This window comes from Rhodanobacter sp. KK11 (assembly GCF_033345435.1).
Lineage (GTDB): Bacteria > Pseudomonadota > Gammaproteobacteria > Xanthomonadales > Rhodanobacteraceae > Rhodanobacter.
Window position 1 is genome coordinate 36,301 of sequence record NZ_JAWPMI010000003.1, and the last position, 14,652, is coordinate 50,952.

The following is a 14,652-nucleotide window of genomic DNA, read 5'->3' on the forward strand; positions in this document are numbered from 1 at the left end:
GCACGGCCGCCGGCCAACTTGCGCACAATGCGTCACCCGACCCGCGAGATTGCCGGCATGCCACGACACCATCACGAACGACACCGTACCGACCGCATCGGCTGGCTGCGCGCCGCGGTGCTGGGCGCGAACGACGGCATCGTCTCGACCGCCAGCCTGGTGCTGGGCGTGGCGGCGGCGCATGCCAGTGGGCAGAACATCCTGGTCGCTGGCGTCGCCGGGCTGGTGGCCGGCGCGATGTCGATGGCTGCCGGCGAGTACGTGTCGGTGCACTCGCAGGCCGACAGCGAGCGTGCCGAACTCGAACGCGAACACCACGAGCTGCAGACGCAGACGGAAGCCGAGCACCGCGAGCTGGCGGCGATCTACGTCGGCCGCGGGCTCGACCCGGCGCTGGCCCGGCAGGTGGCCGAGCAGTTGATGGCGCACGACGCGCTCGACGCGCATGCCCGCGACGAGCTGGGCATTACCGAGGCACTGAAGGCGCGCCCGCTGCAGGCGGCCGGCGCCTCGGCGCTGAGCTTTGCGGTGGGCTCCGCGCTGCCGCTGCTGGTGGTGGCGCTGTCGCCGGAGGCGAAATTGCTGCCGCTGGTGTTCGCCACCTCGCTGGTGTTCCTCGCCGTGCTCGGCGCGGTGGCGGCATGGGCCGGCGGCGCGAAGATGGGCGTCGGTGCCATGCGCATCACGTTCTGGGGCGCGCTGGCGATGGCGGTCACCACCGGCGTGGGCATGCTGTTCGGCACCGCCGCGTAGCGCCGCGGCGGGCCGACACGCGGCGGCTCACTCGCCGGGATGGTAGACCCGCTCGGTGTGGTCCTTGAGCTGTTCCGGCCAGAAGTACACCGTGCGCAGGTTGCCGGTGGTGTAGCGCTCGGCCTGGTCGCCGAAGTGCTTCGAACCCGGGTGGCCGCTCTCGCCGCCGGCGGTGATCGCGCGCGCGCTCACCTTCGGGCCGAACTCCACCACGGCTACGAAGCTGTTGCCGCTGGTGCCGTAGTACTTCCTGGTACCGGGCCAGCGGTGCGCGCCGAACGAGGCCAGCGAGCCCCAGCGCGAGGACACGAACGGCACCGGGATGCTCGGCTTGGCATCATCGAATTTCTGCACGATGGCGCCGTCGTTGCGCTGGTAGCGGTTGACCTCGCCCCACGGCACGCCCCAGCTGCCGAAATCCTGTTCCAGCCGGTCGGAGGCTTCGACCAGCGTGTCCAGCCGCGCCTTCGGGCCCGCATCGCCGGCCATGTAGTCGTACACCGAAAGGTCTTCGGACTCGGCTTCGGCGTGCACCTTGTCCCACAGCATGTCGCCCCAGAACACCGCCAGCGTGGTCGGCATCGAGGCGATCCCCCAGCGGTAGTCCCAACCGCGCAGCAGGGCGATCTGGCCCGCGAGGCGCGGCTTCAGCGGATCGTTGTCGGGCAGCATGTCGTAGTCATGCACCAGCACCGGGATCAGTCGCGAGAACGCCGGCAGGTACGAATCGAACGCAGCGGTGGTCAGCGAGGCCTGGCTGAAATCGCGCACGCGGTCCAGTACGCGGGTGGCGTGGATGCCGCGCGGGTTCTCGCCGAAGCTGTCCATGTAGCGCGGGTAGTCCGCCTGCCGCGGGCTGAACTTGCCGGCGGCGGAGTACGGCCAGTTGTTGGTGTTCATGATCCAGCCGTTCGGCGGGTTGAGCAGGTGCGGTGCCTCGTCGAGCTTGTGCAGGCCCTGCCAGTCGGTGGCCGGGTCGCTGCCGTCGACCGGCTTGGTGTAGTCGAAGCGGTTGTCGCGTTTCGGGATGAACTGCGGGTGCAGGTACGCGATCTCGCCCTTGTCGTCGGCGAAGATGGTGTTGTTCGAGGAATTGGCCTTGAGTTCGGCCACCTTCATGTAGCTGGCGTAATCACTGGCCTTGGTGCGCAGCCAGCTCTGTTCCAGCGCCTCCATGGGCTTGTTCATCAGCGCAATGGCGATCCATTTGCCGTCGGCCTCTCGCACGATCGGGCCGTGGTGGGTGAAGTACGCGGTGAAGCTGCGCGTCGCCATCGCGCCGTCCTTCGCGCGGTACGCCAGGCGGATCGTGCGCGTGGTGACCGGCCGCAGTTCCTTGCCGTAGCGGTAGAACGGCTTGCCGCCCTTGTGCACGATGGTTTCGGCGAACTCGTCGACCACGTCGGCGCCGGTGGAGGTATGCATCCAGCCGACGTGGCGGTTGAAGCCCTGGTAGACGAAGAACTGGCCCCAGGTCACCGCGCCGTAGGCGTCGAGCCCCTCGTCGCTCGACATCTGCAGCTCGGAGCGGAAGAAGAACGAGGTGTGCGGGTTGATCCACAGCAGCGCATGGCCGTCGGCGGTGAGCTTGGGCGCGATCGCGAAGCCGTTGGAACCGGTCGGCTCGACCCAGCTGGACGGCGTATCCGCGCGCGCCAGGGCGGCGGGGTTGCGGCCGTAGAACGCTTCGAGCTCTTTCAGCGAGACGCGCTCGATGTCGCCGCCGATGCTGCCCTCGCTGAAGGAGAGCGCCATCCACGGCTCGAAATGTTTGATGACGCGCGGATGCACGTCCGGATGCGTGGCCAGGTAGTAATTCAGCCCGTCGGCCCAGCTGTTCATCAGCGCCTGCAGCCAGGCGGGACTCTTCGCGTACAGCGCCTTGAGCTCGGCCGGGTCGATGAACAGCTGCTGGCGCAGGTCGCTCCAGATCGCGGACTCGCCTTCGGCCTCGGCCAACCGACCCAGCGAATTCAGGTAGTTCGTCTCGACCCGGTTGAAGTCGTCCTCGGCCTGGGCGTAGGCCATGCCGAACACCGCATCGGCGTCGGTCTTGCCGTGCACGTGGGCGATGCCCCAGTCGTCGCGGGTGATCGTGACCGCCTGCGCCTGGCGCTGCCAATGCGCCTGCACGGACGGTGCGGCCGGCGCGGCGGCGACCAGGCCCGGCACGAACAGCGCAGCGGCCAGCAGCAGGCGCGCCAGGTGCCGGGAGCGTGTACCCGGGCATGGGTTCTTCGAGGTGTGTATGTGCATCAACTGGTCGTCCCCTGATGGTGGTCGGTGCCACCGTGCTTCACGGAGTTGACCACCACTCGGGCGCGCTTGCAAAAACCGGGCGATGGCGGCGCTTTGACGCAGGCGCCGAAGGTCGCCTTGGCGGCGCGCATCTGCGCGTCCAGAATGGACTTTTGGCCGGGTCGCGGCCTGCCGGTACGCTCGGTGACGCTTCCTGTGCCAGCCTTTCCGACGAGTTGAGAAATCATGACAGCACGCATTGCACATCCCGCTCTGGCCGCGCGCCGCATGTCGGCGGAGCAGGCGGCCGAGCTGATCCTGCCGGGTATGACCGTGGGCATGAGCGGTTTTACCGGTGCTGGCTACCCCAAGGCCGTGCCGCTGGCGCTGGCCGCGCGCATCGCCGCGGCGCACGAGCGCGGCGACAAGTTCGCGCTGCGCATCCTCACCGGGGCCTCGACCGCGCCCGAGCTGGATGGTGCGCTGGCGCGCGTGGGCGGCATCGACTTCCGCCTGCCGTACCAGTCCGACCCGGAACTGCGCGCGCGCATCAATGCCGGCCAGATCGAGTACATGGACATCCACTTGGGCCAGGTGGCGCAGTACGCGTGGTGCGGTTTCCTCGGCAAGATTGACGTGGCGCTGATCGAGGTCGCCGGCATCCTGCCCGACGGCCGGCTGGTGCCGTCCACCTCGGTGGGCAACAACAAGACCTGGCTGGACCTGACCGACAAGGTGATCCTGGAGGTGAACCGGCGTCAGCCCGAAGGGCTCGACGGCATGCACGACATCTACTACGGCACCGCGTTGCCGCCGCACCGCAGGCCGATCCCGCTGCTGCAACCGGGCGACCGCATCGGCGAGCCGTACCTGCGCTGCGACCTGGACAAGGTGGTCGCGGTGGTGGAAAGCGATGCGCCCGACCGGCTGGGCCGGTTCGCGCCGCCGGACGAGGCGTCGCGGCGCATCGCCGGGCACCTGGTGGAGTTCTTCCGCCACGAGATCGCCGCGGGGCGGCTGGGCGAGCAGTTGCTGCCGCTGCAATCCGGCGTGGGCAACATCGCCAATGCGGTGCTCGGCGGCCTGCGCGAGGGTGGCTTCCGCGGGCTGACCGCGTTCACCGAGGTGATCCAGGACGGCATGCTGGAACTGATCGGCGACGGCACCATCGCGATGGCCTCGGCCACCTCGCTGTCGCTGAGTCCCGAGGGCGTGGATGAGTTCGTGCGCCGCATCGACTTCTACCGTCAGCACATCGTGCTGCGGCCGCAGGAGATGTCCAACCACGCCGAACTGGTGCGCCGGCTCGGCTGCATCGCGATGAACGGCATGGTCGAGGCCGACATCTACGGCAACGTCAATTCCACCCACGTCGCGGGCAGCCGCATCATCAACGGCATCGGCGGCTCCGGCGATTTCGCCCGCAACGGTTTCCTGTCCTGCTTCATGAGTCCGAGCACGGCCAAGGGCGGCGCCATCTCGTCGATCGTGCCGATGGTCAGCCACGTCGACCACACCGAGCACGACGTGGGCCTGGTGGTCACCGAGCAGGGCCTGGCCGACCTGCGCGGGCTGTCGCCGAAGCAGCGCGCGCAGGCGGTGATTGCGCAGTGCGCGCACCCGGACTACCGGCCGATGCTGCAGGACTACTTCGACCGCGCCCGCCGCGACAGCTACGGCAAGCACACGCCGCACTTGCTGAACGAGGCGCTGTCGTGGCACCAGCGCTACCTGGACAGCGGCAGCATGCGCTGAGCGCTGTCGATCTGCGCCCGGGTCATTCGTCGTCCCTCCGAGCCGATGTGTCGGCTCGGCATGTCCCAACCACGACGAGGCCACCCCATGCAAATCCAGCCCTACCTGTTCTTCGACGGCCACTGCGAAGAAGCCATCGCGTTCTACCGCCAGGCGATCGGCGCCGAAGTGGTCATGCTGATGCGCTACGCCGATGGCCCGGAAGGCTCGGCCCGGCGCCCCGACGGCACGCCGCTGCCGGCGGACAAGGTGATGCACGCCTGCCTGCAGATCGGTGCCAGCCAGGTGCTGGTCTCGGACGGCTACAGCGGCGGCACGCCGACGTTCGACGGCTTCTCGCTGGCGCTCACCGCCGATGACGATGCCCAGGCGAGGCGCCTGTTCGAGGCGCTCGCCGATGGCGGTCAGGTGCAGCAGCCGCTGATGTCGACCTTCTTCGCCTCCAGCTTCGGCATGCTGGTGGACCGCTACGGCGTGTCGTGGATGGTGCTGGTGCCGAGCGAGCGGGCCGGCTGAGCGCACCACGCGGGAGTGGCCTGCCGCGGCGCCCCGCGGAACCTGCCGGCATGGCATGCGTCAGATGGCCGGGCACGCCGTAGTATCGGCGCATGCAGGTGGCTGGGATGGCAGAGGCAAGTCCGCAGGTGGAACGTGCGCCGCCGCGCACCGCTTTCGTGCTGGCCGGCGGCGGCAGCCTCGGCGCGATCGAGGTGGGCATGCTGCAGGCCCTGCTGGAGTGGGGCGAGCAGCCGGCGTTCCTGGTCGGCGCCTCGGCTGGCGCGATCAATGCGGCGTACTTCGCCGGCGACCCGACCCACGCCGGCGCGCGCGAGCTGGAGCGGATCTGGTGCGCACTGAAGCGCAGCGACGTGCTGCCATTCAACCTGCGCAGCGTGTTCGGCCTGCTGCGCCGGCGCGGTCACCTGGTGGACTCGTCCGGGCTGCGGCGCCTGCTCGAGCGCTACCTGCCTTACCGGCGGCTGGAAGATGCGGCGCTGCCGGTGCACCTGGTGGCGTCGGACATGCTGAATGGACAGGAGGTGCTGCTGTCCACCGGTGCGGCGGTGGATGCCGTGCTGGCCAGCGCCGCGATTCCCGGCGTGTATCCACCGGTGCGCATCGGCGAGCGCTGGCTGGTCGATGGCGGCGTGACCAACAACACGCCGATCTCGGCTGCGGTCCGGCTTGGCGCCACGCGGGTGATCGTGCTGCCCACCGGGTTTGCCTGCGCACTGGAACGGGCGCCGTCGGGCGCGATCGCGCGCGCCATGCATGCGCTCAGCCTGCTGGTGGCGCGGCAGCTGGTGTATGACGCCGAGCGCTTTGCCGGTACCGCGCTGGCGCTGCGCATCGTGCCCAGCCTGTGCCCCCTCGATGTTTCACCGTACGACTACACGGCAGCGGCCAGGTTGATCGCCCGCGCCCGCACCGAGACCCACCGCTGGCTCGAGCGAGGCGGGTTGGAACAGGCCGGGATTCCGCCGCAGCTGCGCGAGCATCACGACTGAGTCGCGCGCGCTGGCCGCGCCCCATCCCGGTGGGCCGCCACTGGTCACCAGCGCGGCGCCGTTCGTCACAGGTCACTGGCGCGCCGGGCGATGGCGCCTCATGGTGGCGACTGTCGAGACGATCCTGCCGGGGGATGCGCGATGAAACGAAGGGACCTGCTGAAAGCCCTGCTGGCGACCCCGTTGCTGCCGGGCCTGCTTTCCGGCGGCCGCGCGCTGGCCGGGACCGCCGCGGCGACGTCGGCGCGCCTGCGCTTGCGGCCGCGCCCCGGCGACCCCGGCTGGCCTTCCGCCGCCGAGTGGGACCGGTTGAAGCGCGAGGTGGGCGGGCGATTGCTGAAGCTGGAATCGCCGTTTGCCGGCTGCGGTACGAGGCCGGTCAGCACCGCTTGTGACGAGGCGCTGAAGCACCTGGACAACCCGTTCTACCTGGGCGACCAGCCGGCGCTGACCCAGACCAGTGGCTGGGTCGACGCGTGGACCTCGCAGCCGAGCGTGTATGCGGTGGCCGCCGAAAGCACGGCGGACGTGGTCGCGGCGGTGAATTTCGCGCGCGAGCATCACTTGCGCCTGGTGGTGAAAGGCGGCGGGCACAGTTACCAGGGCACCTCGGACGCGCCGGATTCGCTGCTGGTGTGGACGCGGCACATGAACGACGTCACCTTGCACGACGCCTTCGTGGGGCAGGGTTGCATGGGCACGCAGGCGCCACAGCCGGCGGTGTCGATAGGTGCTGGCGCGATGTGGATCGACGCCTACGACGCAGTGACCACCCGCGGCGGCCGCTACGTGCAGGGCGGCGGCTGCACCACGGTGGGCGTGGCCGGCCTGGTGCAGAGCGGCGGCTTCGGCAGCTTCTCGAAGAACTATGGCATGGCCGCGGCGGGCCTGCTGGAGGCGGAGGTCGTCACCGCCGATGGCCAGGTGCGCATCGCCAATGCCTGCACCCATCCGGACCTGTTCTGGGCGATCAAGGGCGGTGGCGGTGGCAGCCTCGGCGTGGTGACCCGGCTGACCTTGCGTACGCGCCAGCTGCCGGAGTTCTTCGGTGGCGTGTCCGGCTCGATCGAGGCCGCGTCGGATGCGGCCTACCACGCCCTGATCGCGAAGCTGATCGCCTTCTACCGGGACGCGCTGTTCAACCCGCACTGGGGCGAGCAGATCCGCTTCGGCTCGGACAACACCGTGCATATCGACATGGTGTTCCAGGGCCTGAGCCAGCCGCAGGCCGAGCAGGTCTGGGCGCCATTGCTCGACTGGGTTCGTGCACGCAGGGAATACGCGCTGGTGAAGCCGGTCCAGGTGCTGGCGCTGCCTGCGCGGCACATGTGGGACGCCGAGTTCTTCCGGCAGCATGCGCCCGGCATCCAGGTCGACGACAACCGCCCCGGCGCACCGCGGAACCACGTGTTGTGGGCGGGCGACCAGGGCCAGGTGGGCTGGTTCATCCATGGCTTCAAGTCGGCGTGGCTGCCGGCGTCACTGCTGCAAAAACGGCGGCAGACATGCCTGGCCGACGCGTTGTTTGCCTGCACGCGGCACTGGCCGGTCGGCCTCCACTTCAACAAGGGGCTGGCCGGCGCGCCGGAGGCCGAGCTTGCCGCGGCGCGGGACACCGCGACGAACCCGCAGGTGCTCGATGCGTTCGCGCTGGCGATCATCGCCGGCGACGGCCCGCCGGCCTTCCCCGGCATGCCCGGCCCGAAGCCGGACCTGGCGCGGGCGCGCGATCGCGCCGCGAGCATGGGCAGGGCCATGGACGCGCTGCGGCGGGTGGCGCCGGACGCGGGTTCGTACGTGTCGGAGAGCGACTATTTCGAGCGCGACTGGCAGCGTGCGTTCTGGGGCACGAACTACCCGCGGCTCGCGGCCGTGAAGCAGAAGTACGACCCGGCCGGCCTGTTCTTCGTGCATCACGGCGTGGGCAGCGAGGCGTGGAGCGCGGACGGCTTCACCCGCGTGGCATCGGGCTGAGGCCGCGGGCCGGGCGCGCTGCGAAGCGCACCGCACCCGGCCCGCCGGCGCCGGCTCAGCCGGACGACGGCGTCGCGCGCACGCCCAGCCAGCCCTTGACCGCGGCGATGGCCAGCGGGATCGCACCGAAGATGATGAACACCAGGTCGCCGGGCAGGCGCAGCCATTCGATCAGGTGCGAGCGCGAACTGCCGATGTAGTCGAGCGCGCGCGCGTGCCAGTAGCCGTGCTGCACCACGTCCCACACCTGCAGCACGCCGCTGGGGAACAGGCTGAACACCACCATCATGGCCAGGCCGACGTTGCAGCCCCAGAAGCCGGTTCGCACGTACTTTTCCATGCCGGCCCAGCGCTCGTCGCTGCTGGTCTGGCGCAGCACGAACACCATCAGCGCCAGCGCCAGCATGCCGAACACGCCCATCATCGCGGCGTGGCCGTGGTTCGGCGTGAGCTGGGTGCCGACTTCGTAGTAGCTGACGATCGGCAGGTTGATCAGGAAGCCGAAGATGCCGGCGCCGACGAAGTTCCACACGCCCACCGCGATCAGGAAGTAGAACGTCCACTTGTGCGGCACCGCCACCGACTTGCCGCAGACGTCGCAGTGGCCGCGGGTGGTGCGTACGAAATCCCACGCGTCCAGCGTGAGCAGGGTCAGCGGCACCACCTCCAGTACCGAGATCATCGCCGACATGGCCATGTTGACGCTGGTCTGGCCGGTGAAGTACCAGTGGTGGCCGGTGCCGATCAGGCCGCCGAGGAAGTACAGGATGCCGTCCAGGTAGATCACCCGCAGCGCCACGTTGCGGCGGGTAAGCCCCAGCTGATAGAAGGTCAGCGCCACCACGGTGGTGGCGAAGAACTCGAAGAACCCCTCGACCCACAGGTGGATGATCCAGAAGCGCCAGGTGTCGACCACGGTGTAGTTCGTCTTCGCGCCGAAGAACAGCGCGGGGATGTAGAACACCGGGATCGCCACCGCGGCGAACAGGAACATCTTCACCAGCGGCTTCGATTCCTGGTTGGCCAGCGAACGCGGGCGCACCAGCAGCCACAGCAGGGCGAACCACACCAGCAGGCCGACCACCAGCAGCAGCTGCCAGATCCGGCCCAGCTCCAGGAACTCCCAGCCCTGGTTGCCCAGCCAGAACCACCACTTGCCGAGCATCTGCGCGATGCCCAGCCACTCGCCGAGCAGACTGCCGCCAATCACCACTGCGAATGCCACGAACAGCAGGTGCACCCACGGCGCGAACCAGCGCGGCTCGTCGGTGCGCAGCGTGCGGCCGAGGAACAGCGCGGCGGCCACGTAGGCGGTGGCGATCCAGAAGATCGCCGTCTGCAGGTGCCAGGTGCGCATCAGGTTGCTGGGGAAGATCGTTTCGAGCTGGAAGCCGTAGAAGCTCGACGGATCGGCGCGGTAGTGCGCCACCGCGCCGCCGACCAGGGTCTGCGCCAGGAACAGCAGCGCCACCACCACGAAGAACTTCACCAGTGCGCGCTGGCCGGGGCTGGCCACGCCCGGCAGCAGGTGCGGGTGGATGTGCTGGCCGCGGCTGATCCAGCCGAGGTAGTCGAACTTGCCGAACATCAGCAGTACCGTGGCGATGCCGGCCAGCAGCACGGCCAGGCTCAGCGCGCTCCACAGCAGCGCGCCCGGCACCGGGGTGTTGCCGACGGCGGGGTCATAGGGGAAGTTGTTGGTGTACGAGTAGTTTTCGCCGGGGCGGTTTGCCACCGAGGCCCAGGCGGCCCACGTCACGAACGCGGCGAACTGGTGCAGCTCGTTCGGGTCGGTGATCAGCCCGGCCTTGAGCCCGCCGTTGCGTTCCGGATGCAGGAAGTAGTCGGTCCAGTAGGGAATCTGCTGGCGGTACGCCGCCGCTTCCGGCGCGGTCAGATGGAGGGTGTCGTTGGCGGCGTCGTAGCGATTGGTCTTCAGGTTCACCGCTGTTTCCGCCCGTACCGCGGCGCGCTGGCCAGGAGCCAGTGCAGCCAGCGGTTGCTGGTACTGCTGCTGTGCGGTGGCCTCGGCGGTGTCCTCGCCGATCCGGTGCAGCGCCTCGGCCGAGTAGTCCGGTCCCAGGTAGGCGCCGTGGCCCCAGATGCTGCCGTTGTTCATCAGCCCGTATTTCAGGAAAACCGCCTGGCCGTCGCGGACGTCGTCGCCGCTGAACAGCTGGTTGCCCTGTGCGTCCACGGTCCGTGCTGGGATCGGCGGGGCGTTGCGGTAGGCCAGCATGGTGATCGCGATCAGGCCGGCGAAGCCCAGCACCATCACGGTCAGCAACGTGCGCAGCCACCAGGGGGAAAGTTCCGGGTCCTCCGGGCTCAATGGCTGGGCGGCAATGCTCATGGCGCTTCCCCTTCCGCAACGCGTGGGCGAGTATCGGGCGATATCGGCAACACCATAGCCTGGCAGCACCGGAACCGGATCGTGCCTTGTGCGTATTCACCCGCAGTTGTCGCGGCAAGCCTTTCCCTTTTTTTGTGCACGGCGTGTGAATGACGTCCGGTCCGACCGCCAGTCCGCGCAGTGGAATAAGGGGGTGGACAGGGGGCACCTGCCGGCGGCACCGGATTCCGCAGCATGTGCGCGGAGGCGCAGCCATGGTCATGCACAAGAGAATTTCGGCATCGCCCGCGATGCCGGATGGAGGCCGGTACCGGGGCTTCTGGCCTGCCGGGCCGGCCATCGACGCTGCAGTTGACTGCAGCACCCTTCACGACTGAGGAAAAATTACATGAATACCCTTTTTGAGCGCACTGGCCCGCTGACCGAACTGGCCAGCTACCCGCAATGGGCGCAGGACATGGTGGCCGACTGCGAAAGCGCCAAGCAGAGCGTGGTTACCCACGAGCTGTGGGAGAAGATGAGCAGTGGGACATTGGGCATGGCTGGCACCACCCGTTTCATGGTTGGCATCTGGCCGGTGATCGAACGCTTCCCGGCCTACATGGCGAGGAGCCTGCTGAAGACACGCTATGGCCGCAGCCCCGGGGACAATCTTGCGCGCCGCTGGTTGGTGCGCAACATCCGGGTCGAGCAGAACCACGCCGAATACTGGCTCAACTGGGCGGAGGGGGCCGGCGTTCCGCGCGAAGAACTGCTGAAGGGAGTCCCCCCCCGGGGTACCGAGGTGCTGGCGGATTGGTGCGAGGATGTCAGCACTCGCGACTCGCTGACCGCCGGCATCGCGGCCACCAACTACGCGGTCGAAGGAGCCACGGGCGAGTGGTCGCGCCTGATCTTCGAAAGCCAGAGCTACAGGGAAAGCTTTCCGCCGCAGATCAGGGCTGGAACCTTGCGCTGGCTTCAGCTTCATGCTGCGTACGACGACACGCATCCATGGGAGGCACTGGAGATAGTCTGTACACTCATGGGCACGAATCCGGCACTCGATGAAGTGGCTCATGTCAGCGAGTGCATCAAGCGCAGTTACACCAGCATGCGGATACTTGCTGACCGTTGCGTTGAGCCGCGTCGCCTGTTGGAGGTGGCGAGTGCCGCCGCTGCCTGACGATCGTTTACGCTTTGGTGCAATGCCCAGAGGTTGATTCGCCAGACGCGAAACAGGGGATGCAATGCGTACTTCCACAATCAATTTGCAACGGCCGCTGTCACGGCGTTTGATGCCGCTTGCGTATGGATTGGTGGGAGTGGTCGGGTTGATCCTGGCGCTGACCTGGGTGGCTTTGCAGGTTCAAGTGGCTCTCGCCGGTTTCCTCAACGGCGAGAGCATTTGGTCCAAGGCGCAGAAACAGGTCGTCATATCCCTGGACGCCTATGCGGCGAAAGGCGACGCGGCGGATCTGGCCAATTACAGGCTCAATTACGAAGTGTTGATGGCCGATCAGTGGGCGCGTGACCAGATTGCGACAGGCGACTATGACTACGAGGCGGTCGCAGGTTCGCTGCGGCGCAGCAGGACGGTCACGATAGCGATCCCCGGCGTGATCTTCATGCTGCACCATTTTGCGGACGCGCCCTACATGCGCGACGCACTTCAGGCCTGGCGATCGACCGACAGTTCCATCGCGCAGCTCGACACCATAGCGGCTTCGCTGGAAAAGGGTTACGCAACCGGCGCAATCACTTACGCCGAAATCAACAACCAACGCGAACGCATCGCTGCGATCAACAGCTTCATCGAGCCGCGCAGCAAATTGTTTTCGCGCTCGATCGCCGATGGCGCCGTCTGGATAGGGGGAGTGCTTTTTGGCGGCGTCCTGGTGGCGGCGGCCGTCGCCGCCCTCCTGTGGCTGGGCATGGCGCGCCGGATCCTGGCCGGCATCCGCGGAACCGAGGAGCGTTACCGCCTGCTGTTCGACAGCGCGGCCGACGCGATCGTGATGGTCGACGAGAGCAGTGGGCGGATCCTGGACGTCAACCGCACTGCCGCGGCATGGACCGGGCGCAGCGCGAGCGAGCTGGTCGGTGACCGCTTCGTGCACTTGTTCGCGCAATCCATGGCAGGGCAGCAGGCCGGGCGGGCCGCTGCCAACGTGCTGCTGGGTGCGGGCGGTCGTACGCGTCCGGTGGAAACGCAGACCAGCCTGGCCACCTGGGGCAACCAGCCAGTGCGCCAGGCGATCATCCGCGACATCTCCGAGCGGGTCGCGATGGAGCGGGAGCGCCGGATCGCCGCCGAGGCGCTGGCCAGCATCGCCGAAGGCGTGATCATCGCCGACGCCGGGCAGCGGGTGATCTCGACCAATGCGGCGCATACCGAACTGACCGGCTTCACCACCCAGGCGCTGCAGGGCAAGCGCCTCGACGACAGCCGCCGCCTGCCCAACGGCAAGCCGCTGCCGCAGTCGATCTGGGACAGCGTCGCCGCCGGCCACAACTGGATGGGCGAGGTACTGAGCACGCGCAGCGACGGCAGCAGCTACCCCGAGCACTTGAGCCTCAGCACGATCCGTGACGCCGACGGCCAGGTGGTCTACTACGTCGCCGTGCTCACCGACATCCACGAGGCGAAGACGAACCAGCATCGGCTGGAGCACATGGCGCGGCACGACCCGCTGACCGGCCTGGTCAACCGGGCGGAGTTCGAGCGGCACTGCGCCGAGGCGATCGCCGTGGCCGAGCGCGAGCGGCTGGCCGTGGTGGTGCTGTTCATCGACCTGGATGCGTTCAAGATCGTCAACGACAGCTACAGCCACGCGATCGGCGACCGCCTGCTGGTCAAGGTGGCCGAACGGATCCGCCGGCAACTTTCCGAGGGCGATGTGGCCGGGCGCATCGGTGGCGACGAGTTCACCGTGCTGATTCCGCGACTGATCCTGCGCGAAGACGCGCGGGCGATCGTCAACCGCCTGCTCGCCACCTTGTCCGAGCCGTTGCTGGTGGACGACTACGAGATCGTGCTGAGCGCCAGCATCGGCGTGGCGGGCTATCCGCTGGACGGCGACAACGCGCTGGCGCTGATCGCCAACGCCGACGCGGCGATGTACGCGGCGAAGACCGAGGAGCGCAACGCGTTCCGTTTCTACACGCCGATGATGCACGCCGACACCCGTCGGCGCCTGCAGCTGGCAGCCGAGTTGCGCCAGGCGCTGGCGCGCAACGAGTTCCATCTGGTGTTCCAGCCCAGCGTCGAGTTGCGCAGCGGGCGCATCGTGGCGGTGGAGGCGCTGCTGCGCTGGCAGCATCCGGAACGTGGCGAGGTATTGCCGGCCGAGTTCATCCCGGTGGCCGAGAGCCTGGGCCTGATCCGTCGCATCGACGAGTGGGTGATGCAGACCACCTGCGCCCAGGTCCAGGCCTGGGACCTGGCCGGCGTGCCGCCGATCCGCGTGGCAGTGAACATCTCGGCGCGCTGGTTCGGCCACCCGGCCTTCGTCGACGGGGTCAGTCGCAACCTGCAGTCGCGGCGGCTGGCGCCGGGGCGATTGCTGCTGGAAATCACCGAGAGCGCGATGCTGCGGCTGGGCGACGACATCGAGCGCACCATGCAGACGCTGGACACGCTCGGCATCGCGGTGGCGATCGACGATTTCGGCACCGGCTATTCCTCGATGGCCTACCTGAAGCTGCCGGCGGTGACCTGCCTGAAGATCGATCGCTCCTTCGTCACCGGCCTGCCGGGCGACAGCAACGACGCGGCGATCACCGTGGCAATGCTGGCGATGGCGAAAAGCCTCGGCCTGACCACCATCGCCGAGGGCATCGAGACCGAAGCACAGCATGATTTCCTGCTGCGCAGCGGTTGCGTCGAAGGGCAGGGTTACCTGTACTCCTATCCGTTGCGGCCCGAGGAGGTGCAGCACCTGCTGTGCCCGAGCCAGCCGCCGGTGCCGACGCGGCTTAAGCTGGTACCGCCGAAGCGCAGCTGAGCGGGCACCTCGCGCACGGCGCCGGGCCGGCCGCCTTGACGTGCATCAGGGCGGGTGCGCGCGCCGAGCGGGACACTGGCTGCAG

Annotated in this window: 10 protein-coding genes; 7 read left to right on the top strand and 3 right to left on the bottom strand. The window is 68.3% G+C overall.

The genetic code is table 11. The features are described from left to right. Nucleotides 1–57 precede the first annotated feature (57 nt). Nucleotides 58–753 carry a VIT family protein gene (locus tag R5H19_RS08030; RefSeq protein ID WP_318158477.1) on the top strand — a complete coding sequence of 232 codons (696 nt, stop codon included), beginning with the start codon at nt 58–60 and terminating at the stop codon, nt 751–753. 27 nt (nt 754–780) lie between these two features. Here R5H19_RS08030 and R5H19_RS08035 read toward each other — a convergent pair whose 3' ends face one another. Together R5H19_RS08035 and R5H19_RS08040 are read right to left on the bottom strand one after the other, a co-directional pair. After that, the gene (locus R5H19_RS08035) at nt 781–3,009 is read right to left on the bottom strand and encodes a penicillin acylase family protein (protein ID WP_318158478.1); all 2,229 of its coding nucleotides are present in this window, start codon (nt 3,007–3,009) and stop codon (nt 781–783) included. Then, on the bottom strand, nt 3,009–3,251 hold the full coding sequence (locus R5H19_RS08040) for a hypothetical protein (RefSeq protein ID WP_318158479.1): 243 nt from the start codon (nt 3,249–3,251) through the stop codon (nt 3,009–3,011). Before R5H19_RS08040 ends, R5H19_RS08035 begins: the two co-directional genes overlap by 1 nt. Between R5H19_RS08040 and R5H19_RS08045 the strand changes: the two genes are divergently transcribed. The 4 genes from R5H19_RS08045 (at nt 3,235) to R5H19_RS08060 (ending at nt 8,228) form a co-directional block, all read left to right on the top strand. Then, complete coding sequence (locus R5H19_RS08045) at nt 3,235–4,746, top strand: acetyl-CoA hydrolase/transferase family protein (protein ID WP_318158943.1); 1,512 nt, start codon at nt 3,235–3,237, stop codon at nt 4,744–4,746. The two genes, R5H19_RS08040 and R5H19_RS08045, sit on opposite strands and share 17 nt — an antisense overlap. An 87-nt stretch (nt 4,747–4,833) precedes the next feature. Continuing rightward, nucleotides 4,834–5,262 (top strand): VOC family protein, encoded by a 429-nt coding sequence (locus R5H19_RS08050; RefSeq protein ID WP_318158480.1) that lies wholly within the window; start codon nt 4,834–4,836, stop codon nt 5,260–5,262. A gap of 107 nt (nt 5,263–5,369) precedes the next feature. Then, nucleotides 5,370–6,254: a patatin-like phospholipase family protein gene (locus tag R5H19_RS08055; protein WP_318158481.1), complete on the top strand. Its 885-nt coding sequence runs from the start codon at nt 5,370–5,372 to the stop codon at nt 6,252–6,254. 141 nt (nt 6,255–6,395) lie between these two features. Continuing rightward, on the top strand, nt 6,396–8,228 hold the full coding sequence (locus R5H19_RS08060) for an FAD-binding oxidoreductase (RefSeq protein ID WP_318158482.1): 1,833 nt from the start codon (nt 6,396–6,398) through the stop codon (nt 8,226–8,228). A 55-nt stretch (nt 8,229–8,283) separates the two neighbouring features. Here the strand turns inward: R5H19_RS08060 and R5H19_RS08065 are convergent, their stop codons facing one another. Next, nucleotides 8,284–10,581 (bottom strand): cbb3-type cytochrome c oxidase subunit I, encoded by a 2,298-nt coding sequence (locus R5H19_RS08065; RefSeq protein WP_318158483.1) that lies wholly within the window; start codon nt 10,579–10,581, stop codon nt 8,284–8,286. Nucleotides 10,582–10,969: 388 nt separating this feature from the next. On the opposite strand from R5H19_RS08065, the gene R5H19_RS08070 reads away from it, so the two are divergent. Continuing rightward, a complete protein-coding gene (locus tag R5H19_RS08070; protein WP_318158484.1) occupies nt 10,970–11,746 on the top strand; it encodes an iron-containing redox enzyme family protein in 777 nt (258 codons plus the stop codon). 64 nt (nt 11,747–11,810) lie between these two features. Continuing rightward, the gene (locus R5H19_RS08075) at nt 11,811–14,567 is read left to right on the top strand and encodes an EAL domain-containing protein (protein WP_318158485.1); all 2,757 of its coding nucleotides are present in this window, start codon (nt 11,811–11,813) and stop codon (nt 14,565–14,567) included. Nucleotides 14,568–14,652 lie beyond the last annotated feature (85 nt).